This window comes from Streptomyces fractus, assembly GCF_049844455.1.
In the GTDB taxonomy this organism is placed as follows: Bacteria; Actinomycetota; Actinomycetes; order Streptomycetales; family Streptomycetaceae; genus Streptomyces; species Streptomyces fractus.
In genome coordinates this window covers 5,664,969-5,686,327 of sequence record NZ_JBMYHI010000002.1, presented here as the reverse complement: position 1 = coordinate 5,686,327, position 21,359 = coordinate 5,664,969, and the positions used below count along the sequence as shown (strand labels likewise).

General features: G+C 69.4%; 24 protein-coding genes, 1 tRNA gene and 1 riboswitch. Of the genes, 13 read left to right on the top strand and 12 right to left on the bottom strand.

Translation table 11 applies throughout. From position 1 onward, the window contains the following. Window positions 1-8: 8 nt before the first annotated feature. A complete protein-coding gene (locus ACP4E5_RS27795) occupies window positions 9-635 on the bottom strand; it encodes an ATP-binding protein (RefSeq protein WP_425833271.1) in 627 nt (208 codons plus the stop codon). A gap of 196 nt (window positions 636-831) precedes the next feature. Here ACP4E5_RS27795 and ACP4E5_RS27790 point away from each other — a divergent pair, with 196 nt between their 5' ends. Continuing rightward, a complete protein-coding gene (locus ACP4E5_RS27790) occupies window positions 832-1,677 on the top strand; it encodes a helix-turn-helix domain-containing protein (RefSeq protein WP_425833269.1) in 846 nt (281 codons plus the stop codon). Then, a complete protein-coding gene (locus ACP4E5_RS27785) occupies window positions 1,677-1,895 on the top strand; it encodes a DUF397 domain-containing protein (protein ID WP_425833267.1) in 219 nt (72 codons plus the stop codon). The genes ACP4E5_RS27790 and ACP4E5_RS27785 overlap by 1 nt, the downstream gene beginning before the upstream one ends. On the opposite strand, the gene ACP4E5_RS27780 is transcribed toward ACP4E5_RS27785, so the two are convergent. After that, window positions 1,810-2,913: a hypothetical protein gene (locus ACP4E5_RS27780; RefSeq protein WP_425833265.1), complete on the bottom strand. Its 1,104-nt coding sequence runs from the start codon at window positions 2,911-2,913 to the stop codon at window positions 1,810-1,812. The two genes, ACP4E5_RS27785 and ACP4E5_RS27780, sit on opposite strands and share 86 nt — an antisense overlap. Window positions 2,914-3,156: 243 nt before the next feature. Between ACP4E5_RS27780 and ACP4E5_RS27775 the strand changes: the two genes are divergently transcribed. Then, window positions 3,157-3,630: a carboxymuconolactone decarboxylase family protein gene (locus ACP4E5_RS27775; RefSeq protein WP_425833263.1), complete on the top strand. Its 474-nt coding sequence runs from the start codon at window positions 3,157-3,159 to the stop codon at window positions 3,628-3,630. Window positions 3,631-3,777: 147 nt separating this feature from the next. Further along, a complete protein-coding gene (locus tag ACP4E5_RS27770) occupies window positions 3,778-4,086 on the top strand; it encodes a hypothetical protein (protein ID WP_425833261.1) in 309 nt (102 codons plus the stop codon). Here ACP4E5_RS27770 and ACP4E5_RS27765 read toward each other — a convergent pair. After that, entirely contained in the window at window positions 4,083-4,472 is a 390-nt protein-coding gene (locus tag ACP4E5_RS27765; protein ID WP_425833259.1) for a VOC family protein, read from the bottom strand. The genes ACP4E5_RS27770 and ACP4E5_RS27765 overlap by 4 nt on opposite strands. Before the next feature lie 5 nt (window positions 4,473-4,477). Continuing rightward, window positions 4,478-5,506 carry a GlxA family transcriptional regulator gene (locus ACP4E5_RS27760; RefSeq protein ID WP_425833257.1) on the bottom strand — a complete coding sequence of 343 codons (1,029 nt, stop codon included), beginning with the start codon at window positions 5,504-5,506 and terminating at the stop codon, window positions 4,478-4,480. Window positions 5,507-5,837: 331 nt separating this feature from the next. On the opposite strand from ACP4E5_RS27760, the gene ACP4E5_RS27755 reads away from it, so the two are divergent. Further along, complete coding sequence (locus ACP4E5_RS27755; protein WP_425833255.1) at window positions 5,838-6,281, top strand: GNAT family N-acetyltransferase; 444 nt, start codon at window positions 5,838-5,840, stop codon at window positions 6,279-6,281. Between the two features lie 4 nt (window positions 6,282-6,285). Here the strand turns inward: ACP4E5_RS27755 and ACP4E5_RS27750 are convergent, their stop codons facing one another. Then, window positions 6,286-7,497, bottom strand: coding sequence for a DUF445 domain-containing protein (locus tag ACP4E5_RS27750; RefSeq protein ID WP_425841697.1), 1,212 nt, complete (start codon window positions 7,495-7,497; stop codon window positions 6,286-6,288). Window positions 7,498-8,087: 590 nt separating this feature from the next. Between ACP4E5_RS27750 and ACP4E5_RS27745 the strand changes: the two genes are divergently transcribed. Further along, window positions 8,088-9,407, top strand: coding sequence for an SGNH/GDSL hydrolase family protein (locus ACP4E5_RS27745; protein WP_425833253.1), 1,320 nt, complete (start codon window positions 8,088-8,090; stop codon window positions 9,405-9,407). A 249-nt stretch (window positions 9,408-9,656) separates the two neighbouring features. Here the strand turns inward: ACP4E5_RS27745 and ACP4E5_RS27740 are convergent. From ACP4E5_RS27740 to bcp, 5 genes are all read right to left on the bottom strand, one after another. Next, window positions 9,657-9,732 (bottom strand) — tRNA-Leu (locus tag ACP4E5_RS27740). Between the two features lie 12 nt (window positions 9,733-9,744). Continuing rightward, window positions 9,745-10,581: an HNH endonuclease gene (locus ACP4E5_RS27735; RefSeq protein WP_425833251.1), complete on the bottom strand. Its 837-nt coding sequence runs from the start codon at window positions 10,579-10,581 to the stop codon at window positions 9,745-9,747. Further along, complete coding sequence (locus ACP4E5_RS27730) at window positions 10,578-11,201, bottom strand: HNH endonuclease signature motif containing protein (RefSeq protein WP_425833250.1); 624 nt, start codon at window positions 11,199-11,201, stop codon at window positions 10,578-10,580. The genes ACP4E5_RS27735 and ACP4E5_RS27730 overlap by 4 nt, the downstream gene beginning before the upstream one ends. Before the next feature lie 157 nt (window positions 11,202-11,358). Continuing rightward, window positions 11,359-12,861: a glycine betaine/L-proline transporter ProP gene (gene proP / locus ACP4E5_RS27725; RefSeq protein WP_425833248.1), complete on the bottom strand. Its 1,503-nt coding sequence runs from the start codon at window positions 12,859-12,861 to the stop codon at window positions 11,359-11,361. Between the two features lie 173 nt (window positions 12,862-13,034). Next, window positions 13,035-13,502 (bottom strand): thioredoxin-dependent thiol peroxidase, encoded by a 468-nt coding sequence (bcp, locus tag ACP4E5_RS27720; protein WP_266710760.1) that lies wholly within the window; start codon window positions 13,500-13,502, stop codon window positions 13,035-13,037. 144 nt (window positions 13,503-13,646) lie between these two features. On the opposite strand from bcp, the gene ACP4E5_RS27715 reads away from it, so the two are divergent. The 3 genes from ACP4E5_RS27715 to ACP4E5_RS27705 all read left to right on the top strand — a co-directional run bounded on the left by ACP4E5_RS27715 (window position 13,647) and on the right by ACP4E5_RS27705 (window position 14,928). After that, window positions 13,647-13,985: a DUF3618 domain-containing protein gene (locus tag ACP4E5_RS27715; protein ID WP_425833246.1), complete on the top strand. Its 339-nt coding sequence runs from the start codon at window positions 13,647-13,649 to the stop codon at window positions 13,983-13,985. A 146-nt stretch (window positions 13,986-14,131) separates the two neighbouring features. Beyond that, window positions 14,132-14,434 (top strand): GroES family chaperonin, encoded by a 303-nt coding sequence (locus tag ACP4E5_RS27710; RefSeq protein ID WP_425841694.1) that lies wholly within the window; start codon window positions 14,132-14,134, stop codon window positions 14,432-14,434. A gap of 70 nt (window positions 14,435-14,504) precedes the next feature. Continuing rightward, window positions 14,505-14,575, top strand: a riboswitch (guanidine-III (ykkC-III) riboswitch). Window positions 14,576-14,607: 32 nt separating this feature from the next. Then, window positions 14,608-14,928 carry a DMT family transporter gene (locus ACP4E5_RS27705; RefSeq protein WP_425833244.1) on the top strand — a complete coding sequence of 107 codons (321 nt, stop codon included), beginning with the start codon at window positions 14,608-14,610 and terminating at the stop codon, window positions 14,926-14,928. On the opposite strand, the gene ACP4E5_RS27700 is transcribed toward ACP4E5_RS27705, so the two are convergent. Beyond that, the gene (locus ACP4E5_RS27700; RefSeq protein ID WP_425833242.1) at window positions 14,906-17,164 is read right to left on the bottom strand and encodes a transglycosylase domain-containing protein; all 2,259 of its coding nucleotides are present in this window, start codon (window positions 17,162-17,164) and stop codon (window positions 14,906-14,908) included. The genes ACP4E5_RS27705 and ACP4E5_RS27700 overlap by 23 nt on opposite strands. A gap of 163 nt (window positions 17,165-17,327) precedes the next feature. Between ACP4E5_RS27700 and ACP4E5_RS27695 the strand changes: the two genes are divergently transcribed. Genes ACP4E5_RS27695 through ACP4E5_RS27680 form a run of 4 tightly spaced genes read left to right on the top strand, consistent with a single transcriptional unit; the run spans window position 17,328 to window position 20,680 of the window. After that, window positions 17,328-18,122, top strand: a complete 795-nt coding sequence (locus tag ACP4E5_RS27695; RefSeq protein ID WP_425841691.1) for an ABC transporter permease — start codon at window positions 17,328-17,330, stop codon at window positions 18,120-18,122. Window positions 18,123-18,174: 52 nt separating this feature from the next. Further along, the gene (locus ACP4E5_RS27690) at window positions 18,175-18,939 is read left to right on the top strand and encodes an ABC transporter permease (RefSeq protein WP_425841687.1); all 765 of its coding nucleotides are present in this window, start codon (window positions 18,175-18,177) and stop codon (window positions 18,937-18,939) included. A gap of 17 nt (window positions 18,940-18,956) precedes the next feature. Continuing rightward, window positions 18,957-19,934, top strand: a complete 978-nt coding sequence (locus ACP4E5_RS27685) for an ABC transporter ATP-binding protein (RefSeq protein ID WP_425833240.1) — start codon at window positions 18,957-18,959, stop codon at window positions 19,932-19,934. A gap of 26 nt (window positions 19,935-19,960) precedes the next feature. Further along, window positions 19,961-20,680: a DUF1707 SHOCT-like domain-containing protein gene (locus ACP4E5_RS27680; RefSeq protein WP_425833238.1), complete on the top strand. Its 720-nt coding sequence runs from the start codon at window positions 19,961-19,963 to the stop codon at window positions 20,678-20,680. A 57-nt stretch (window positions 20,681-20,737) separates the two neighbouring features. Here ACP4E5_RS27680 and rdgB read toward each other — a convergent pair whose 3' ends face one another. Beyond that, window positions 20,738-21,343, bottom strand: a complete 606-nt coding sequence (rdgB, locus tag ACP4E5_RS27675) for an RdgB/HAM1 family non-canonical purine NTP pyrophosphatase (protein WP_425833236.1) — start codon at window positions 21,341-21,343, stop codon at window positions 20,738-20,740. Window positions 21,344-21,359 lie beyond the last annotated feature (16 nt).

The window sequence follows — 21,359 nt, the reverse complement described above, 5'->3', positions numbered from 1 at the left end:
GGGGCCCATCACGCGACCTCCCCCTCCCACCGCACCACGGCCTGATCGAGCAGATCGTCCGGATCGCATCCCCGTGCAGCTGCCCAGTGCAACAGATCTGCGATCAGCTCGACGGCGGGTTGCGTGAGACCTGTAGGAGCCTTCACCTCGTACAGGAGCGGGCGCCCGCGCCGCGCCTGGTAGGTCTGGAGCGCTTCTTCGGCCCGGCGCGCACCGGCCCGGAACTCACCTTCAGGTAGCGCAAGTTCGCACCAGACGATCTTGCCCGCCGCAGTGAGCACGGTGCCCCACTCTTCGACCAGAGCTGCAATCAGATGCAGCCCGCGCCCACATTCCTCCCCGCACTCCGTCCGCGTCACCAACGGGATCGAGTGACTTTTGTCGTGCACTTCGACACGAAGTCGAGTGTCGCGAAGCTCCAAGACCAAGGCGGCCGACGCCTCCTCCCCCACGTGCTGCAGCACGTTCGTCGCGAGTTCCGACACGACGAGCTGCGCCTCCTCCAGAAGACCCTCGGGCATCCGACACCCCAGCGCTCCGACAATCGCACGGCGCAGGCGTCGCACCTCAATTGGCAAGGCTTCGAAAGGCAGGATCCAGCGGAGTGCTGGAAGGTCGACGATGTCATCGGCCATGACGGCCCCCTTCACGCATGGTCACACACGGCACTTTCCTCGCCACCAAGAGTTGCAGTGAGACTTCCAAAATGGAACTCTCATTACGGGCGAAAGGAAGCGTGCAACCAACCCGCACGCCCCGGGCGCGCGCCGGCTTGCCGCCACACACGATCACCCATCACGATCTGATGGGTCGACATGAAGGGTACGGAACATGGCAGTTGGACCCACCACACGCCGCCGACAGTTGGGCGCCGACCTACGCCGCCTCCGTGAGGACGCAGGCCTGACCTTGGAAGAGGCAGGCACCCGCGTCGGCTCCTCCAAGGCCACACTCAGCCGCTACGAGACCAAAGAAGGCAGCGTGAAGTGGCCGACGGTCGACGCGCTCTGCCGCGAGTACGGAGCTGGCGACGCGGAGCGTGAGGCGCTGGTCGAGCTCGCCAAAGGCGCCAGGATTCAGGGGTGGTGGCGCTCACTCGCCGACCCGGTCCCCGAGTCCATGAACCTCATGCTCACCCTTGAGGACGAGGCATCCCGCGAGGACCACTACGCCTCCATGTACATCCCCGGGCTGCTCCAGACCCGCGCCTACTCCGAAGCAGTGCACCGCGCGTCCGAGATGCGCTGCCCCGAGCAGGAGGTGCGGCACATGGTCGAGATCCGCATGAAACGCCAGGAGTTGCTCGACCGCGACGAGCCGCCGCACATCTGGGCCGTCATCGACGAGGCGGCGATCCGGCGCGTGGTCGGCAGCCCCGAGGTGATGAGCGCACAACTGCAGCACCTGCTGGCCATGTCGGAGCGCCCCAACATCACGGTGCAGGTACTGCCGTTCGCATCGGGCGCGCACGCCGCAGCCGTGGGCAGCTTCCTCATCCTCGGTGGTGCGACGCCCGAACTCGACGTTGTCTACGTCGACATCCTCGGCGGCGGCCTGTTCATGGAGAAGCCCCAGGAACTCGAACGCTATAAGTTGGCCTTCCAGTACCTCTGCGCACAGGCGCTCGATCTCGGCGCCTCGGCGCACCTCATCGACCGTATAAGCAGGGAACTTTGATGTCCGACAGAGAGCAACTCCACTGGTTCACCTCGTCGTTCAGTGGAGGAAGCGGGAACGAGTGCGTCCAGTGCGCCAGAACCGCCGGCTCGATGCTCGTTCGTGACTCCAAGGCCCCCGAAGGGAACGTCGCTACCTTCGGCGCCCGCCCCTGGGCCGACTTCCTGCTCTCCCTTCGGGCTTCCGGACACCCTCGCGGCCCGCAGGGCGGGAGGTAGAACTCACGCCCCGCCGCGGCGGGTTGACGAGGAAGGAAGGTGACGGGTGGCGGCGCGCCGTCGCCAACGCCCCCCGAATCTCCCCCGCCACCCCCTCCGCCCGCCCCCGCAGATCCTCCGCCGTGACGGCGAGGACCGGGAGGCCTGCGTGGGCGAGGCGGTTGCGCTGCGAGAGAGTGCGGCGCCAGGAGGCCGGGTCCAAGTGGTACTCGCGGGAGTCGATCTCCAGGGCCAGGCCCTCCGCCGGCCAGTACGCATCCGGGCGGGCCAGGAAGGCGCCCGTGCGCGGGTCGTGGAGGTTCGGGTTCCACAGGGGTTCCGGGAGGGCGTAGGCGTGGATCAGCGCGCGGGCGTCCGCCTCCAGGGGTGAGTGGATGCCCGCCGTCAGATGGGCCGTGGACCTCGCCACGTACGGGGCGTGGCGGCGCCGCGACGCGGCCAGTTCCGCCAGCAGTTCCTCCGGCGTGCAAAAGCCCCGCTGCACCGCCTCCGCCAGGAGCGCCGTCACGTCGCGTTCGCAGCGGAGACCGGGCACCGCGTCCGCCACTGCCCGAGGGACGGCCGCGCAGCCCAGGCCCGCCATCGGGTGGTTCTCCGGCATACGGCGCGTGCGGTGCACCTTCACGTACGAAGCTCCACGCGCGCCCGCCCCCTCGTACGGCACCAGCACGTCCACCCATCGCAGGCGCTCCGGGCGCGGCGCCGCGCGGAAACCGTGTGTCGCGAGTGCCGCGTACCCGGTCAGCAGGGCGTGCTCACCCGCGTACAGGAGCGCCGCGCGCATGCGCTGGCGTGGGGTCGGGGTGCCGGAGTGGAGGAGGTGGACCCGTGGCAGCAGCCGCTGCCACGGGCCGTCGCGGCGGCAACGGTGGTTCGTCGTCGAATTCGCGCATCCGAGTTCCATCAGCTGTTCGCGCGTGAGGAGTTGGTCCTGGGTGAGGGCGAGCGGGTGGCGGGCGAGCGCACGCACGGAGGTTGCGGGGGAAGTGGTGTGCGGGCGGGTCTGGGTGTGGGTCACGTTGGCTTCGTCCCCATCACCGTGCGTGCTCACCTCTCCGTATCCGGCCCGTGGCGGGGCACGGACCGGACTGTGACGGCTCAGCGCCACCCCGCCGCCATTTCGCGTCACAGTCCCCACGCGACATGAGACCTAGATCACATTTGGGGCTGTCACACTCTTGCTCCCCGGCCCGTCACATCTACGTAGCCACCAAGCTGTAGCCACCAAAGGCCCGCGCAAGACGTACACGAGGAGACCGCCATGGAAGCCCGCCTCAATCCCTTCGCCAGCCCCATCGCCGGGAAGGTCATCAAGCACATCAACTCCGCCGGGAAGGTCGTCGACGACTCCTCCCTTCCCGCCGCGACGCAGGAGCTCGTGAAGATCCGGGCCAGCCAGATCAACGGCTGCGGCTTCTGCACCGACATGCACACCAAGGACGCCGCGCACGCCGGCGAGACCGTGCAGCGGCTGCACCTCGTCGCCGCCTGGCGCGAGGCCACCGTGTTCACCGACGCCGAGCGCGCCGCGCTGGAGCTGACCGAGCAGGGGACCCGGATCGCCGACGCGGCCGGCGGCGTCCCGGACGAGGTGTGGGCGAACGCCGCGAAGCACTACGACGAGGAGCAGCTCCTCGCACTCGTCTCGCTCATCGCCATCATCAACCTCTACAACCGCATGAACGTGATGGTGCAGATGCCCGCCGGTTCCTACCAGCCCGGCCAGTTCGGCTGAGCCGCGGGCGACGCCCGACGGCGGAGGCGTGACCCCGGGAACCACGCCTCCGCCGTCGGGCGTAACCTCACAAATGGGCAGGTCCCGCCCCGCCCCCGGCAGAACCGCTACCGGAGCCCCAGACCCACTACGCAGGAGGTTCACCCCATGGCCCGCGCCCTCCCCACCGCCCCGATAGCCGCCGCCGGACTCGTCGGGGGCTACGCCACCGCCCGGTTCACCAAGAAGCGGCCGCTGGGCGGGGCCGTGCTCGCCGTGGCCGGGGCCGCCGCCGCGACGCAGTGGACGAAGACGCGGGGCGGGAAGGTCGCGGGGGCGCTGACGGGCGCGTACGTCGCCGCGTTCGCCGGGTCGCACCCGCTGGCCAAGAAGGTGGGGGCCTGGCCCGCCGTCTTCGGCGTCGCGGGGGCCGTCGCCGCCGCGTCGTACGTCCTCGTGGACCGCCGCGCCGCCTAAGGCCGGGCGTGCGTGAGGACGTTCACCACCTTTCCCTGCGGGTCCCGTACGAAGAAGCGGCGCACGCCCCACTCCTCGTCCCGCAGGTCGTGGACGATCTCGGCGCCCGCGGCGCGCATCGCCGCGTACACCGCGTCGACGTCGTCCACCTCCACGCTGATGTCCGGCACCACCGGGCCCGTCGCCTCGTGCGTGAAGAACTGGATCTGCGCCGTGGGGTCGGAGGGCGAGACCAGCGTCATGATCCAGCCCATGTTCATGGCCTCGCGGAAGCCGAGCGCCCCGTAGAAGTCGCGGTTCGCCGCCATCGCCGCCTCCCCCGGTACTTGCACGTTCGGGACCGCTCTGCGGATATGAGTGTGCGTCTCGTTCTCGTCGGTCGCCATGTCGCTCATCGTCCCCGGAACGTCGCCCTGTACGCCCCCGGCGACACCCCCAGCGCCGCCTGGAAGTGCTGCCGCAGCGAGGTCCCGGAGCCGAAGCCCGTCTCCGCCGCCACCCGGTCCACCGTGTGGTCCGTCTGTTCCAGCAACTCCCTTGCCCGGTCTACGCGTTGGCGGTTCAGCCAGGTCATCGGGGTCAGGCCCGTCTCCTCGCGGAAGCGGCGGTTGTACGTGCGGACGGACATGGCGTCACGGGCGGCCAACTGGGCCAGAGTCAGGGGCTCCGCCAGCCTCCCCAGCGCCCACTCCCGCGAACGGGACGTCGACGCCGGTGTCGATCCCGTCCCCTCGGCCGGGATCGGACGTTGGATGTACTGCGCCTGGCCGCCCGCCCGGTGCGGGGGCACCACCGTGCGGCGCGCCAACTCCGCCGCCACCGCGGCGCCGTGGTCCTCGCGGATCATGTGCAGGCACAGGTCGATGCCCGCGGCCTCCCCCGCGGAGGTCAACACCCGCCCCTCGTCCACGTAGAGGACGTCCGCGTCGACCGTCACCGACGGGAACGTACGGGCGAAGTGGGCCGAGGACATCCAGTGCGTCGTCGCCCGGCGGCCGTCCAGGAGGCCCGCCGCCGCCAGGACGAACGAGCCCGTACAGATCGACGCCACTCGGCCGCGGGACCCGATGACGTCGGCCAGCGACTCCGCCAACTCCGCGTCCAAGGTGTTCGGTTGGAGCGTCTCGTCCGTCTCGTGCGATGCCGGGATCAGTACGGTGTCCGCCGCCGCCACCGCCTCCAGGCCGTGCTCCGCGTAGATCGGGAAGTCGGCGTCCGTGCGGATGCGGCCGGGGCGGGGCGCGCACGTCGTCACCTTGTAGAGACGCTCACCCGTGGACGGATCGCGGGCCGTGCCGAACAGCTGGTGGATCAGGCCCAACTCCATGGGCAGGACGCCGTCCCGCACGAGAACCGCCACCGGGGTCGGACCCGTCGGACCCCGCGCATGTCGAGCACGTCGCGCACGTCGAGCACTCATGGCCAGATTCTTTCATGGGGCGGCTCAGTGGCCATCTGGCGTCTGGCCGTCTGGCGTCTGGCGTCTGGCGTCTGGCGTCTGGCGTCTGGCGTCTGGCGTCTGGCCATCTGACGGCTGGCTCTCCACTCATCCGGCCATCCGGCCATCCGGCCCTCTGCTTCTCCAGCCATCGTCCGGCTCTCCGGCCATCGCGGCCGCACCGCCACCAGGCCCACCGCCCCCCAACCAACCGGCCCCGACCCCCGCACGAACCGCCCGCCCCCGCCCCGCCTACCCTCCGATCAGCACTGACCACGCGGGGCGACCCGCACGAGTGACCGGGTGGGACGACATGGCGGACTGGACGCTGCGGCCGGCCGTGGCCGCCGACGTCGAGGTGATCGCCGAGCTGCGGGCCGTCGTGATGCGGCCCGACCTCGAGCGGCTCGGACGGTACGACGAGCAGCGCGTACGGCAGCGGTTCCGCGACGCGTACGAGCCCGCGCATGCCCAGGTGATCGAGGTGGCCGGGGCCTTCGCCGGGTGCGTGGCGCTGCGCCCGGACGGTGCCGCGTACTGGCTGGAGCACTTCTTCCTGGCCCCGGAACTGCACGGCCAGGGCGTCGGCGGCGCCGTGCTCCGCGAACTCCTGGAACGGTGCGACCGCGAGCACGCCCCGGTCCGCCTGAACGTGCTGCGGGGCAGCCCGGCCCGCCGCCTCTACGAACGGCACGGGTTCACCGTCGAGAGCGAGGACCCGGTGGACGTGTTCATGGCACGCCCACCGGAACCCTGAGCCGCTACGCCCCCAGCGCCCGCGACACCGTGAAGATCAGCAGACCCGCCAGTGAACCCACCACCGTGCCGTTGATCCGGATGAACTGGAGGTCACGGCCGATGTGCGCCTCGATCTTGCGGGTCGTGTGCTCGGCGTCCCAGCCCGCGACCGTGTCCGTGATGAGGGACGTGATCTCCGCGCGGTACGTCGTCACGACGTACACCGCCGCGCCCTCCACCCAGCCGTCGACCTTCGAGCTGACATCCGGCTCCGTCGCCATCCGGCGGCCCAGCGACAGCAACGAGGCCCGCACCCGAAGACGCAGCTCACTGCGCTCGTCCTCGGCCGCCGCCACGATCATCCCGCGGACCGCGGACCAGGCCGACGCGATGATGTCCTGCACCTCGGAACGGCCCAGGATCTCCGACTTCAGGCGCTCCACCCGGTCCCGGGTGTCGGAGTCGGACTGCAGGTCGGACGCGAAGTCGGCGAGGAAACGGTCGAGCGCCCCGCGCGCGGGGTGCCCCGGCATGTCGCGCATCTCCGTGACGAAGCGCAGCAGCTCCTTATAGACGCGCTCGCCCACCCGCTTGTCGACGAAACGGGGCGTCCACCCGGGAGCCCCGCCCTCCACCGCGTCCATCACCGAATCGGAGTGCAGCACCAGCCAGTCGTGGGCACGGGCGCACACCAGGTCGACGATCCGCTTGTGGCCGCCGTCGGCCACGACCCGCTCCAGCATCTTGCCGAGCCCCGGCGCGATCTCCGCGTTGTCCGCCCGGCGCGTGATGGCCTCGCCGACGATCGCCTGCACGTCCGAGTCCCGCAGCACCGTCAGGGCGCCCCGCAGCGCCGTCGCCAGCTCCGCAGTCACCCGATCGGCGTGCTCCGGCTCCGCGAGCCACGAACCGAGGCGGCTGCCGATACCGACGGCACGCAACCGGTCCCGTACGACCTCGCCCGACAGGAAGTTCTCCCCGACGAACTCGCCGAGCGAGACACCCAGCTGGTCCTTCTTGGTCGGGATGATCGCCGTATGCGGAATGCGCAGGCCCAGCGGGTGGCGGAACAGGGCGGTGACCGCGAACCAGTCGGCCAGCGCGCCGACCATGCCGGCCTCCGCGGCCGCCGCGACGTAACCCGTCCAGGCGCCCGCGCCCGCGTGCTCCGCCCACGTGGCCAGTACGTAGACGAGCGCGACGAAGACCAGCAGCCCGGTCGCCGTCAGCTTCATCCGGCGCACGCCGCGCCGCTTCTCCTCGTCGGCCGCGGTGAACTCGCCGACGAAGCGGCGGGCGGGGCGGGTGGGACCGGCGGGTCCGGGCGGGCCGGATTGACCCGATGTGATGCGGGAATGCTCCCCAGTGTCCGCTTCGGTCGCTTCAGTAGCTTCGGCCAATTCAGCCGCTTCGACTGATTCGGTCGCTTCGCCCGCTTCAACCGCATTGCCCGCTGTGTCGTACGCCCCCTGAGACGCACCTTGAGCCGCACCTTGAGACGCACCCCGAGACGCCCCCGGGGACGCCCCCCGGGCCCCCTGCTCCCCGCGCTTCACGTCGCCGTCCACTCAGCCCACTCCGCATCGGTCATCGGCCCGACTGTCACCGGCCGCCGAACCCGACCCTCGTCGGCTTCGGCCTCGACTTCGGCTGTCATTCGCCTCACACATTGTCCCTTCCTGACCTACTCCTGGAACGAACCAAAGGTTCCCGGCGTCTACCTGTCCGGAGGGGGGCAGTGTCGGCCCCAGCCCGCCCCATGACGCATCATGGGTTCATCACACCGGAGCCTCGGGCTCCCCCTGCCCGAGGAGACACACACCGCATGACCAAGCGTCACGGTTATGCCTTGTTGACCGCACTTGTCGCGGTCGTCGTGATGATCTCTGCCGCCATCTACGTGGGCTTCTCCGGAGTCCTCGGCGGCGACGACAACATAGAGGCCGGCGGCGCGCACCCGCGCAGCTCCGCCGCACCCGCCTCCACCGGCACCTGGGCCGGCAGCTGGTCCGCCTCCCCCGCCGGCGGAGAGCCCGGCACGGAGACGAATGGATTCTTCGGCCACTCCATCCGCAACATCGTGCACACCAGCATCGGCGGCAACGCCGCCCGCATCACCCTCTCGAACCTGTACGGGCAGTCGCCGCTGCGCATCACGAACGCCTCGATCGCCGTGGCCTCCGCGCCCAACAACCCGACGGCCCTGTCGGACACGATGCGGCGCCTGACGTTCTCCGGGAACTCCTCGGTCGTCATCCAGCCCGGCCAGCAGGCCGTCAGCGACGCGCTGCGGATCACCGTGCCGAGCGACTCGGACATCCTGGTCACCACGTACTCGCCGACGCCGTCAGGACCTGTCACGTACCACCCGCAGGCCCGCCAGATGTCGTACGTCGCCCGGGGCGACCGCGCCGAGGACCCCAGCGGCACGCTCTACAACCAGCAGAGCCCGTACTGGCGCTACCTCAGCGCCCTCGACGTGCTCAGCAACGAGGCGCAGGGCACCGTCGTCGTCATCGGCGACTCCCTCACCGACGGCATCACCTCCACCATGGGCGCCAACCGCCGGTGGACGGACATACTCGCCGAGCGGCTGCGCACGGAGTCGGACGCCCCGCGCTACGGCGTCGTGAACCAGGGCATCAGCGGCAACCGGATACTGGCCGACGGCTTCGGCCGCCCCGCCAACAACCCGAGCGGCCTCTCCCGCTTCGACCGTGACGCGCTCGGCCGCCCCGGCGTCCGCGCGGTCATCATCGACCTCGGCATCAACGACATCCTGCGCACGCCGCAGCAGACGAACCCGGCGAAGATCGTCGACGGTCTGCGCGAGCTGACGCGGCAGGCGCACGCGCGGGGCCTGCGGGTCGTCGGGGCGACGCTCATGCCGTTCCAGGGCCACCCCGGCTACCGCCCGGACCTCGAGGCGGTCCGCCAGTCGGTGAACGCGCAGATCCGCGCCGGCAAGGTCTTCGACAGCTACGTCGACTTCGACCGCGCCCTGCGTGACCCGTACAACCCGCGCCGCCTCCTCGACCAGTACGACTCCGGCGACCACCTCCACCCCAGCGACTCGGGCTACCGCAAGATGGCGGAAACCCTGGACCTGTCGTCCCTGCGGGGGTCGACGGGTGCGGAGCTGTAGCCTCCGGCAGGGGCGGGAGCCGGGGCGGGCCGACTGCGACTGCCCGGACCTCCTCGCCCCTCTCCCACCCACCCGCCCCCTCCGGGGGCTCCCGCTCAGCGGGGCGGGGCTCATCTGGGGCAGTCCGGCACCGGCCCGCCGCCTAAGCCGGAGAGGCCTCGGGCCTGGTGTCCGTGATGCAGGGTCGTTGGCCTGAGCCCCCAGGAGACATACGCGAAGGGCGCCCCTGTTGGAGCGCCCTTCGCAGCGTGGGCCCGGTGGGACTCGAACCCACGACACACCGGACCTAAACCGGCGCCCTCTTGGCCAGCTGGGGTACGGACCCGTCCGGGCCACTCTACTGGGTGAGGCGTTCGTGGTTCGAGAAGGTTTCGGTCTGGCTATGGCATGAGGGGCAGAGGTAGCGGAGGTTGTCCTGACGGTTGTCGAGTCTGTCGCCGTTGATGTGGTCGATCTCGAGAACCAGCCGCTTCCCCCGCCACGCATCGCCCAGACCGCACTCGGCACAGTCATGCGGGACACCGACCTCGTCGAGAGCCCTGCGCAGCAAGGTCGTTCGAGTACGCGGCGAGCCTGCCGGGCGGCACACGAGGATCTCCTGGGCGGACATACGCGCTGGCGAGGGGACGCCGACGTAGTGTCCCTGTCCTGTGAAGTGCTCGGTCGAGAGACCGTACTCGTCGATACTTCGGCGCGCCTTGGCGCGGGCCGCCCCGTTGAACGGAGCCATTCCGAGGCGACGCATCAGATCCGCCAGCCCGTGGGATGCCGCGACGGCTCGCGTAATTTCCTCCTCGGGGAAGAGACCACTGCCGATGCCTGATCGCGGCGGCACGAAATGACTGGTGTCGATGCCGAACAACTTGAGTCTGCGCTTCACGTGCTCGTAGGGGCCGTCCTCTGGCGGAATATCCATGAGGAGGAACATCCCGCGGATGCTGGTGGAGCGCGCCGCCGCTTCGACCAGAACTTCCTTGGAGTACGACCGCTTCGGCCGTTCAGGCAGCGGTTCGTCTTGGAAGTGAGACGTGTCGATCCCGTAGTGCGCGAGGCGCATGCGCAGATATCTGCGTGGCTTGCTGCCCAGAGGAGCGTCGATACGTCGCATGAGATCGACGAGGCTGGAAGAGACCGCAGCGGTCTCCTCCAGGAGCTTTCGCGGGTACTTGCTCATGACGACCGCCGCTTCCGGCCACGATAAGTGTCCGTCACTGCATGGCAGTTGGGACACAGCAGGCGCAGGTTCTCGCGGCGGTTGTCCCACCACTGGCCGTTGATGTGGTCGACCTCCAGCTTCAGAGGCCGATTGTTCCACTCCGTTCCGGTCCCGCACATCGAGCACAACTCGGGGACGCCAAGCCGCAGCAGCTCCCGCCGGAGGCGCCGACCTGGCAGCCGCCCGTCCGCCGGGGAACGCAGGGTCAGGGGATTGCCGAGCGCTCCCTTTGCCCTCTGCTCGACCCGAGCAAAGTGCGACGTGTCGATGCCGAGCGCCGCGATCCGGCGACCAATGTGTGCGTGGTTGCCGCCGACATTGCTGATGCCCAGGCGGCGCACCACGTCCTTGACGCTGTTCGCCTCCGCCACAGCAGCTCGCAGTTCCTCGTCCGAATGCCTCGTCCACTGGTGAGGGAAGTGCGACGTATCGATCGCCGCCTCGCTCATCTTCTGGCGCAGGTAGCGCCGACTGCCCGCCGTCGGCTCACCCCCGCAATACCGAACCGCCTCGTCCCACGACCCCGCGCTCCGAGCCGCCGCCTCCAGCAGCTCCCGCGTGTACCTGTGCCCCGCCATGTGAACCCTCCCTTTTCGGCCGCGCGTTCGCGGCCTCGTACAGGGCAACGAAACGAAAATCGGACCGTCACGCACGGAATGCGGAACGGTCCGAACCGTGTGGGCGGGCCACATATGGGGGGTGTGGCCCGCCCACACAAGGAGCAAGGGAGGGGTGTCAGAACCTCGGCGTAGGGGCCTGGGATTCGACCATTTCCGCGGCCTCTTCGTCCGTCTCCACCGAGGGCGGGGAGCCGGCCAGGGGCTTCTGGGCCGTTTCCTTCATGCAGGCCACCGCGATGACGCCGATGAGGGCCGCGGCCATCGAGTAGTACGCGGGCATCATGTCGGAGCCGGTGAGGCCGATGAGGGCGGTGATGACCAGGGGGGTCGTGCCGCCGAAGATCGAGGCCGAGAGGTTGTAGCCGACCGAGAGGGAGCCGTAGCGGACCTGGGTCGGGAAGAGCGCCGGGAGGGCCGCCGACATGGTGCCGAGGAGGCAGACCAGGGAGAGGCCGAGCAGCAGCATGCCGAGCGAGACGGCCCACAGGGCGCCGTTCTTGACCAGGAGGAAGGACGGGACCGAGAGGAGGAAGAAGCCGATCATGCCGGACATGAGGAGCGGCTTGCGGCCGAAGCGGTCGGAGAGCTTGCCGACCTGGTTGATCAGGCACATGAGGACGATCATCGTGATGATCAGGATCAGCAGGCCGTGCGTCTCCGAGTAGCCCATCTCGTCCGACAGGTACGTCGGCATGTACGAGAGGAGCATGTAGTCGGTGATGTTGTAGGCGCCGACGAGGCAGATGCAGAGGATCAGGGTCGGCCAGTAGTCGCGGAAGATCTTGGCCAGGTCGCCCTTGGCCGTGGTCTCCACGGAGGAGGCGGCGTCGGTCGCGCGGTGCGAGGACTCGTCCTCCAGCTTCTGGAAGGCGGGGGTCTCGTCGAGGCGGAGCCGGAGGTAGAGGCCGACGAGGCCGATGGGCCCGGCGACCAGGAAGGGGACGCGCCAGCCCCAGGACTCCATGCCGTCGCTGTCGAGCAGCGTCGTCAGGATCGTGACGAGGCCGGCCGCGCCGACGTAGCCGGCGAGCGTGCCGAATTCGAGGAAGCTGCCGAAGTAGCCGCGGCGCTTGTCGGGGGCGTATTCGGCGATGAAGGTGGAGGCGCCGCCGTACTCACCGCCCGTGGAGAAGCCCTGGATGAGTCGGAAGAGGATCAGCAGGACGGGCGACCAGAATCCGATCGACGCGTAGGACGGGATCAGGCCGATCGCGAAGGTGCCGATGGCCATGAGGATCATGGTCATCGCGAGGACCTTCTTGCGGCCGATCTTGTCGCCCATCGGGCCGAAGACCATGCCACCGATCGGTCGCACGAGGAACGAGACCGCGAAGGTCGCGAACGACGAGATCAGCTGGACCGTGTCATTCCCGGAGGGGAAGAAGACATGGCCGATGGTGACGGCCAGGTACGAGTAGATCCCGAAGTCGAACCATTCCATGGCGTTACCGAGTGACGCCGCCTTTACCGCGCGCTTCACCGCGGTGTCGTCGGTGACGGTGATGTCGGTGCGGCGCAGCGGCGGGTTCTTGCGCCGCTTGACGGCGCGGAACAAGGCGCGGTGACGCTTGACCGCCTCCGGGTCGGGCACCAGCCCTTCCTCGGTGTCGGTGGTCATGGAGTGGATCCCTTCTCTGACTGCAAAGCGCTTCCAGGTTCCACCTGCTCACAGACGTTGGTTGCAAACGAAAGTCCCAAGCGTTCGGGACTTTCGTCACAACCTTTCGTCCCTAACTTCCGCCAATGACCGAACTTTCGCACGTGGAGTGGGTCCAGGAAGTGCGGGAATTCTCAGATGCCGAGATCCTTGATGATCTTCGCTACGTGGCCGGTCGCCTTCACGTTGTAGAGGGCGCGCTCGACCTTTCCTTCCTCGTCGACGACGACCGTGGAACGGATGACTCCGGTGACGACCTTCCCGTACAGCTTCTTCTCGCCGAAGGCGCCGTATGCCTCAAGGACCTTCTTCTCGGGGTCGCCCACCAGGGTGACCTTGAGGTTCTCCTTCTCGCGGAACTTGGCGAGCTTCTCCGGCTTGTCGGGGGAAACGCCGATGACGTCGTAGCCGGCCTCGGCGAGTACGTCGAGGTTGTCGGTGAAGTCGCAGGCCTGCTTGGTGCAGCCGGGGGTGAGGGCGGCGGGGTAGAAGTAGACGATCGTCTTGCGGCCCTTGTGGTCGGCGAGGGAGACCTCGTTGCCGTCGGCGTCGGGCAGGGTGAAGGCGGGTGCGGTGTCGCCGGGCTGCAGTCGCTCGCTCATGGGGGCCTCCTGGGGCATCGTGGCGTGTGGACTCGTTGAGCGTAATAGGGGGTGCCGGGGGGTGGCGGAGGCGGCGAGCTGACAGACTGTCCATTACTCATACGCAGTGAGAGCAGCGACCTTGGAGGCAGCGCGGTGTCGCACATGTCCAGCACGCCGGATACCCCGGATACGCGAACCCCGGCTCAGATCGAGGCGGACATCAAGCGCCGTCGCGACACCTTGGCCGAGACGCTCGACGAGATCGGTGTCCGGGTCCACCCGAAGACGATCGTCGGCGACGCGAAGGCCAAGGTCGCCTCGCAGGTCGATCACACTCTTGGGCGGGCGTACGTCGGGGCGAACCGGCTGGTGTCCGAGGTGAAGGGGCAGCTGGTCTCGGAGGAGGGCGCGCCGCGTCTGGAGCGGATCGTGCCGGTCGCGCTCGTCGTGGTGGGGGTCGTGGGGCTCCTCGCGGTGGGTTCGCGGCGTCGTAAGCGCTGAGCCGGGGGCGTCGTCGGGGGTGCCTCGCGGCGCACCAAGGGGCGACCCGGCGGCGTACAAGTGCGCGTGGGGCAGGTAAGTTCGTCGGCGTGAGCGCCAATCCCGATAAGCACAGCACCCGCCATGACGACAAGCTGCCCATCCGGATGTTGCACGACCGCGTGCTCGTGCGGCAGGACACCGCCGAGGGTGAGCGGCGCAGTGGCGGCGGCATTCTGATTCCCGCGACAGCGGCCGTCGGCAAGCGACTTGCCTGGGCGGAGGTCGTCGCGGTCGGGCAGAACGTGCGGGCCGTGGAGCCGGGCGACCGGGTGCTGTTCGATCCGGAGGACCGGGCGGAGGTCGAGGTGCGCGGTGTTCCGTACGTGTTGATGCGTGAGCGGGATCTGCACGCGGTGGCGGCCGACCGGTTCGAGGGCTCCGAGGACTCGACGGGCCTCTATCTGTAGCCGTCCGTCTGCGCATGCGAGCTGGTGAAGGGCTGGTGACCACCGTCACCAGCCCTTTTTATCTGTTCTTTGCTACCTTTGAGGGACCCCGACGAGACGCGCCGTACCGGGCCGAGCACCACTTCGCAAAGACGACGCACCCCTGTTGAGAACCACTGACGGAGGTGCCAGTCATGGCCTGGATCCTGATCGCTGTTGCCGGACTTCTCGAAGTCGCCTGGTCGATCGGCATGAAGTACACCGAGGGCTTCACACGCCTTTGGCCGAGCGTGTTCACCGGTGCGGGGATCGTCGCGAGCATGGTGTTGCTGTCCTACGCCGCCAAGTCCCTGCCCATCGGTACCGCCTACGGCGTATGGGTCGGGATCGGTGCCGCGGGGGCCGCCATCGTCGGCATGGTCGCCCTCGGCGAACCCACCTCGGCCGCCCGCATCGGCTTCATCGCCCTGCTGCTGGTGGCCATCGTGGGGCTCAAGGTGACCTCGGGGCACTGAGGGGGTTCAGGCCTGTGTCGCCGGGGGTGGGGGAATCGGTTGTTTCGTCGCTGCCCGTCGGTTCCTCGGTCGGGGGTGTCTCGCTCGACGGTTCGTCGGACGGGGTGTTCTCGTCCGAGGGGGTCGCGGAGGCGGTGTCCGAGGGGGATTCGGTCGACGATTCCGAGGCGGATTCCGAGGTCGAGGGCAGCGGGTCCTGTTCGGCGCCGCTCTGGAGGTCCAGGTCGAAGTCGTTCGCCGGGGTGCCGGAGAGGGCGTTCTGGGTGAACTGGGCCCAGATCTGCGCCGGGTACCCGCCGCCGTTGATCCGGTCGAGGCCCGTCGCCCCGTACAGCGGGGTCTGCGCGCCGGAGTCCGGGTCCTGGCCCATGACCGAGACGACGGTCGCGAGGTCCGGGGTGTAGCCCGCGAACCAGGCCGCCTTGTCCTCCTCCGCGGTGCCGGTCTTGCCGGCGGCGGGGCGGCCCGCGGCCTTGGCGGCGGTGCCGGTGCCGCCGTCGACGACCGACTTGAGGATCGACGTGGTGGTGTCGGCGGCCTTGCGGGGGACGGCCTGCCGGGTCTCCTTCTCGGGGAGCGTGACGTCCTCGCCGTTCTTGGTGATCGAGTCGACCATCGTGTACGTGCCGTGCTCGCCGTGGTTGGCGAGTGTCGCGTAGGCCTCCGTCATGTCGAGGACGGACGCGGTGGACGGGCCGAGCGCGATGGAGGGCGAGGCCGTCAGGTCCGGGGTGTCGGAGGGGATGCCGAGGTCGAGGGCGGTCTGCTTGACCTTGTCGGAGCCGACGTCGACGGCCATCTGCGCGTACACCGCGTTGACGGACTTGTCGGTGGCGGTGGAGACGGTGATGTTGCCGTAGGAGCGGTCGTCCTCGTTGGCGGGGGCGTACCGGCCGCCGTCCCAGCCCTGTACGGGCCGCTTGTTGGTGCCGTCGTAGATGGTGCTGGGGGTGATCCGGCGGCCGTCCTGCGTGGTCGAGGCGTTCTCGACGGCGGACGCGAACACGAACGGCTTGAACGTGGAGCCGACCTGGTAGTCGCGGCGTGTGGCGTTGTTGACGTACTGCTTCGTGTAGTCGACGCCGCCGTACATGGCGCGCACCTTGCCGTTCGACGGGTCGATGGCGGCGCCGCCCGCGCGGACCTTCTTGTCGATGTCCCGGGCGTTCTTGTCGAGTTTCGACATCAGTTGGTCGTCGACGGCCTTTTTGAAGGCGTTCTGTTTCTTCTTCTGAAGCGTGGTGGTGATCCGGTAGCCGCCGCCCGCGAGGGTGTCCTCGTCGAGGATCTTGTTGTCGGTGATGTAGTCCTTCACGGCCTGGACGAGGTAGCCGCGCTGCCCGGAGAGGCCGGACGGCGCCTTCGCCTGGTCGGGCGTCGGGAACTTCATGTTCTCGCGGTCGGAGGCGTCGAGCCAGCCCTCCTTAACCATGCCGTCGAGCACGTAGTTCCAGCGGGCGGTGGCCGCCCCCTTGTTCTCGGGGTGCGCGGCCACGTCGTACGCGCTCGGGGCGTTCACCAGGGCCGCGAGATAGGCGCCCTGAGCGGTCGACAGGTCCTGGACGTCCTCGCCGTAGTACGCCTGGGCGGCGGCCTGGATGCCGTACGCGTTGCGCCCGAAGTAGCTGGTGTTGAGATAGCCCTCGAGGATGTCGTCCTTGGACTTCTCGCGGTCCAGCTTGATGGAGATGAAGAACTCCTTCACCTTCCGGGAGACGGTCTGCTCCTGGCCCAGGTAGTAGTTCTTCACGTACTGCTGGGTGATCGTGGAGCCGCCCTGCTTGCCCTTGCCGGTGAGCGTGGACCAGGCGGCGCGCAGCATGGCCTGCGGGTCGACCGCGGATTCGGAGTAGAAGTCGCGGTCCTCGGCGGCGAGCACCGCGTGCTGCACCGATTTGGGGATCTGAGTGAGGCTCACATTCTCCCGGTTGACCTCGCCGTCGCGGGCGATCTGGCTGCCGTCCGCGTACAGGTACACGTTGCTCTGCGCGGTGGCCGCCGAGTTGGCGGCGGGGATGTCCACGAGGGCGTAGCCGAGGGCGAAGAGGCCGACGCACAGCACGATGAAGCCGATGATGCCGCCGAGGACCATCCGCCAGGTGGGGATCAGGCGCCGCCAGCCGGTGCGCTTGGGCCGCTTGGCCTTGCCTGCGGCGGGCGTGGAGCCCGCGTCGGGCGCGCCCGGCTCCTGGGGCTCCGTCGGCTGCTCGGGCTGCTCCGGCTCGTCGCTGCTCATGTCCTGTGGAACTCCTGATCCGCGTCGTACGTCACGTACGCCTCGTATGACACATATGACCTCTAAGACTGCTACATCGCGCCGAAAATCCGTGGCAGGCGACGCGCATGCGGACTAGGCTCCTGCGCTTCGGCCTACTTCGCGAGGGGGAACGGTGGGAGCAGTGCGGTTGTACGCGACCGTCGCCGCCGGAGGTTTCCGCAGGTACGCCACCTATCGCGGGGCGACCCTCGCCGGGGTCTTCACGAACACCGTATTCGGCCTGATCATCGCCTGTACCTATATCGCGCTGTGGGACGAGCGGCCGCATCTCGGCGGGTACGACCAGGCGCAGGCGCTGACGTTCGTGTGGGTCGGGCAGGCGATGTTCGCGGTGATGGTGCTGCAGATCGGTGGCGGCTTCGAGACCGATCTGATGGAGCGGATCCGGAGCGGGGACATCGCCGTCGATCTGTACCGGCCGGTGGACCTTCAGTGCTGGTGGCTGGCGCAGGATCTCGGCCGGGCCGCCTTCCAGTTCCTCGGGCGCGGCGTCGTGCCGATGGCGGTCGGGTCGCTGATCTTCCGGCTCGCGCTGCCCGCGGACCCGTTGAGGTGGCTGGCGTTCCTGTTGACGCTGCTCGTCGGGGCGTCGGTGAGTTTCGCGATCCGCTATCTGGTGGCGCTGTCGGCGTTCTGGCTGATGGACGGCAGTGGGATCGTGCAGATGTCGGGGCTCGTCTCGACGTTCCTGTCGGGGATGCTGCTGCCGCTGAACGTGTTCCCGGGCGCCTTCGGCGAGTTCGCCCGCGCGATGCCCTGGTCGGCGCTCCTCCAGGTGCCGGCGGATGTGCTGCTGGGTGAGCGGGGCGTGGCCGGTGCGCTGCTGTTCCAGGGGACGTGGGCCGTGGTGCTGCTCGGTGCCGGGCGGCTGCTTCAGTCGGCCGCGACGCGGAGGGTGGTGGTGCAGGGTGGCTGAGCGGGGCGCGGTCCTGGGTGAGGCGGTGCGGACGTACCGGCTGGTGAGCGGGATGTGGATCCGGTCGACGATGGCGTACCGGGCGTCGTTCCTGATGACGGTCGTCGGGAGCTTCGCGGTGACCGGCCTGGAGTTCGTCGGGATCCTGCTGATGTTCTCGCAGGTGGACCGGCTCGGCGGGTACGGGCTGCCCGAGATCGCCTTTCTGTACGGGGCGGCGGGCGCGTCCTTCGGGCTCGCGGACCTGGCGTTCGGGTCGGTGGGGCGGATCGGGCAGCGGGTGCGGGACGGCTCGCTCGACACGTTCCTGGTGCGGCCCGCGCCGGTGCTCGCGCAGGTGGCGGCGGACCGGTTCGGGCTGCGCAGGCTGGGGCGGGTCGCTCAGGGCCTGGTGGTGCTCGGGTACGGCCTGAGCGCGATCGACGTGACGTGGACGCCGCTGAAGGTGCTGCTCGTCCCGGTCATGGTGGTCAGCGGCGGCGCCATCTTCACGGCCGTGTTCATCGGGGGCGCGGCCTTCCAGATCGTCGCGCAGGACGCCTCCGAGGTGCAGAACGCGGCGACGTTCGGCGGCAACGCCATGCTCCAGTACCCGCCCACCGTCTTCGGCGACACACTGCTGCGCGGCGTGACCTTCGTCCTGCCGCTGGCCTTCGTGAACTGGCTGCCCGGCCTCTACATCCTGGGCCGCCCCTATCCGCTCGACCTGCCGCAGTGGGTGGCGTTCGCGCCGCCGCTGGTGGCGGCCGGCTGTCTGGCCCTCGCGCTGTTCGCCTGGCGGGCGGCGCTTCGTACGTATCGCAGCACGGGGAGTTGACGTTGGGAATGGGCCCCATGGGAGACGAGTTCATCCGGCTCGACGAGGTCGAGAAGGTCTTCGACGTGCGGCGCAAGACGGGCTTCATGCGGCGGGAGCGGCGTGAGGTGCGGGCCGTGGACTCGCTGAGCTTCAGCGTGCGGCGCGGCGAGATGGTCGGCTACATCGGGCCGAACGGCGCGGGCAAGTCGACGACGATCAAGATGCTGACCGGGATCCTCACCCCGAGCGGGGGCCGCCTGCGGGTCGCGGGCATCGACCCGTCGCGCGAACGGGCGCGCCTGGCGCAGCGGATGGGCGTGGTCTTCGGGCAGCGGACGACGCTGTGGTGGGACCTGCCGCTGATCGACTCGTACCGCCTGATGCGGCGGATGTACCGGATCGAGGAGCGCCGCTACGAGGAGAACCTGGCCCGTTGCGTCGAACTCCTCGAACTGGGCGACCTGTTGGACGCGCCGGTGCGGCAGCTCTCGCTCGGGCAGCGCATGCGCGGGGACATCGCGGCGGCGCTGCTGCACGACCCCGAGGTGCTGTATTTGGACGAGCCGACGATCGGCCTCGACGTCGTCTCGAAGGTCAAAGTACGGGGATTCCTGCGGGACTTGAACGCGGACCGCGGCACGACCGTCCTGCTCACGACGCACGACCTCACCGACATCGAGCAGCTGTGCCGCCGCGTGATGGTCATCGACCACGGGAAGCTCATGTACGACGGCGAGCTGGAGGGCCTGCACGCGACGGGCGGCGCGGCCGCCGAGCGCACGCTCGTCGTGGACCTGGAGCGTGAACTGCCGCCGCTGGACGTGGAGTTCGCGCGGGTGGTGAAGGTGGAGGGGGCGCGGCAGTGGCTGGCGTTCCCGGCCGGGCAGTCGGCGGCGCCGCTCGTGGCGCGGATCGCCGAGCGGTACCCGATGGTCGACCTGTCGGTGCGCGAGCCGGACATCGAGGCGGTGATCGCGCGGATGTACGCGCGGGACACTTCCGTAGCGCCCTGACGTCAGTCCTCCGTACGCTGACCCCCATGACGGACGAATCCGGCCGCCCGAGGCCTTCCGCTGACACCCCCGAACTGCGCGCGTCCGACGCCGACCGCGAGGTGGTCGCCGAGCGGCTGCGGGACGCGCTCGCGGAGGGCCGGCTCGACATGGAGGAGTTCGGCGAGCGACTCGACGCCGCCTACCAGGCCCGTACGTACGGGGAGTTGGCGCCGCTGACGAAGGACCTGCCGGTCGGGGCGGGCGCTTCGGGGGCCGTGAGTTTCGTGAAGGAGCCGTTGCCGGAGGGGGCCGTCGACTGGGCCTCGCGGATCCGGGGCGAGGCGAGTTCCACGTGGGGCGTGGGGGTCCTGTCCGGGTTCCAGCGCAAGGGGCGGTGGACGGCGCCGCGGCGGTTCAACTGCTTCACGTTCTGGGGCGGCGGCGAGATCGATCTGCGCGAGGCGGACTTCGAGGCGCGCGAGATCGTGATCAACTGCGTGGCGGTCATGGGCGGGATGAACGTCGTCGTGCCGCCGGGCGTGGAGGTCGTGGTGCGCGGCATCGGCATCATGGGCGGCTTCGACCACAGCGAGGAGGGGGTGCCGGGGGACGCGGGCGCGCCGCGTGTGGTGGTGACCGGGTTCGCGTTCTGGGGCGGCGTCGGGGTGGAACGCAAGGTGACCCGAGCGGAACGCCACCGCCTCAAGGAGGCCCGCCGCCAGGAACGCTCCGACCGCCGCAAATCAAGCCCCGCCGGCGATTGAGGCGCGGGGTCCGGGGCGGAGCCCCGCGGCCGGAGGACGGTCGACCGTCACAGCACCTCAGCCCAACAGTTCCCGAACCACCGGCACCAACGCCCGAAACGCCTCCCCCCGGTGGGAAATCGCATTCTTCTCACTCGCCGAAAGCTCCGCAGCCGTCCGCGTATCCCCCTCCACCTGCAGAATCGGGTCGTACCCGAAGCCCCCCGCCCCCGCCGGCGCATGCCGCAGCACACCACGCATCTGCCCCTCGACCACGCGCTCCGTCCCGTCCGGCAGCGCAAGCGCCGCCGCGCAGGCGAAGTGGGCCGTGCGGTGCTCGTCGTCGTCGATGTCGGAGAGCTGCGCGAGCAGCAGGTCGAGGTTCGCCTTGTCGTCGCCGTGCTTGCCGGCCCAGCGGGCGGAGAAGATACCGGGCGCGCCGCCGAGCACGTCGACGCAGAGGCCGGAGTCGTCGGCGACCGCGGGCAGGCCGGTGGCCCGGGCGAGGGCGTGGGCCTTGAGGAGGGCGTTCTCGGCGAACGTCACGCCGGTCTCACGGACGTCCGGGACCTCGGGATACGCGTCGGCACCGACCAGCTCGTGGGGCAGGCCGGCGTCGGCGAGGATGGCGCGGAGTTCGACGATCTTGCCGTTGTTACGGGTGGCGAGAATGAGGCGGGTCATGCCCCCAGTGTCCCAG

Excerpts from the sequence above, each read along its gene's own strand:
- ACP4E5_RS27795 (WP_425833271.1), bottom strand. The coding sequence starts at position 635 with ATGGCCGATGACATCGTCGACCTTCCAGCACTCCGCTGGATCCTGCCT.
- ACP4E5_RS27790 (WP_425833269.1), top strand. The coding sequence starts at position 832 with ATGGCAGTTGGACCCACCACACGCCGCCGACAGTTGGGCGCCGACCTA.
- ACP4E5_RS27785 (WP_425833267.1), top strand. The coding sequence starts at position 1,677 with ATGTCCGACAGAGAGCAACTCCACTGGTTCACCTCGTCGTTCAGTGGA.
- ACP4E5_RS27775 (WP_425833263.1), top strand. The coding sequence starts at position 3,157 with ATGGAAGCCCGCCTCAATCCCTTCGCCAGCCCCATCGCCGGGAAGGTC.
- ACP4E5_RS27770 (WP_425833261.1), top strand. The coding sequence starts at position 3,778 with ATGGCCCGCGCCCTCCCCACCGCCCCGATAGCCGCCGCCGGACTCGTC.
- ACP4E5_RS27765 (WP_425833259.1), bottom strand. The coding sequence starts at position 4,472 with ATGGCGACCGACGAGAACGAGACGCACACTCATATCCGCAGAGCGGTC.
- ACP4E5_RS27760 (WP_425833257.1), bottom strand. The coding sequence starts at position 5,506 with ATGAGTGCTCGACGTGCGCGACGTGCTCGACATGCGCGGGGTCCGACG.
- ACP4E5_RS27755 (WP_425833255.1), top strand. The coding sequence starts at position 5,838 with ATGGCGGACTGGACGCTGCGGCCGGCCGTGGCCGCCGACGTCGAGGTG.
- ACP4E5_RS27750 (WP_425841697.1), bottom strand. The coding sequence starts at position 7,497 with ATGAAGCTGACGGCGACCGGGCTGCTGGTCTTCGTCGCGCTCGTCTAC.
- ACP4E5_RS27745 (WP_425833253.1), top strand. The coding sequence starts at position 8,088 with ATGACCAAGCGTCACGGTTATGCCTTGTTGACCGCACTTGTCGCGGTC.
- ACP4E5_RS27735 (WP_425833251.1), bottom strand. The coding sequence starts at position 10,581 with ATGAGCAAGTACCCGCGAAAGCTCCTGGAGGAGACCGCTGCGGTCTCT.
- ACP4E5_RS27730 (WP_425833250.1), bottom strand. The coding sequence starts at position 11,201 with ATGGCGGGGCACAGGTACACGCGGGAGCTGCTGGAGGCGGCGGCTCGG.
- proP (WP_425833248.1), bottom strand. The coding sequence starts at position 12,861 with ATGACCACCGACACCGAGGAAGGGCTGGTGCCCGACCCGGAGGCGGTC.
- bcp (WP_266710760.1), bottom strand. The coding sequence starts at position 13,502 with ATGAGCGAGCGACTGCAGCCCGGCGACACCGCACCCGCCTTCACCCTG.
- ACP4E5_RS27715 (WP_425833246.1), top strand. The coding sequence starts at position 13,647 with ATGTCCAGCACGCCGGATACCCCGGATACGCGAACCCCGGCTCAGATC.
- ACP4E5_RS27710 (WP_425841694.1), top strand. The coding sequence starts at position 14,132 with ATGTTGCACGACCGCGTGCTCGTGCGGCAGGACACCGCCGAGGGTGAG.
- ACP4E5_RS27705 (WP_425833244.1), top strand. The coding sequence starts at position 14,608 with ATGGCCTGGATCCTGATCGCTGTTGCCGGACTTCTCGAAGTCGCCTGG.
- ACP4E5_RS27700 (WP_425833242.1), bottom strand. The coding sequence starts at position 17,164 with ATGAGCAGCGACGAGCCGGAGCAGCCCGAGCAGCCGACGGAGCCCCAG.
- ACP4E5_RS27690 (WP_425841687.1), top strand. The coding sequence starts at position 18,175 with ATGTGGATCCGGTCGACGATGGCGTACCGGGCGTCGTTCCTGATGACG.
- ACP4E5_RS27685 (WP_425833240.1), top strand. The coding sequence starts at position 18,957 with ATGGGAGACGAGTTCATCCGGCTCGACGAGGTCGAGAAGGTCTTCGAC.
- ACP4E5_RS27680 (WP_425833238.1), top strand. The coding sequence starts at position 19,961 with ATGACGGACGAATCCGGCCGCCCGAGGCCTTCCGCTGACACCCCCGAA.
- rdgB (WP_425833236.1), bottom strand. The coding sequence starts at position 21,343 with ATGACCCGCCTCATTCTCGCCACCCGTAACAACGGCAAGATCGTCGAA.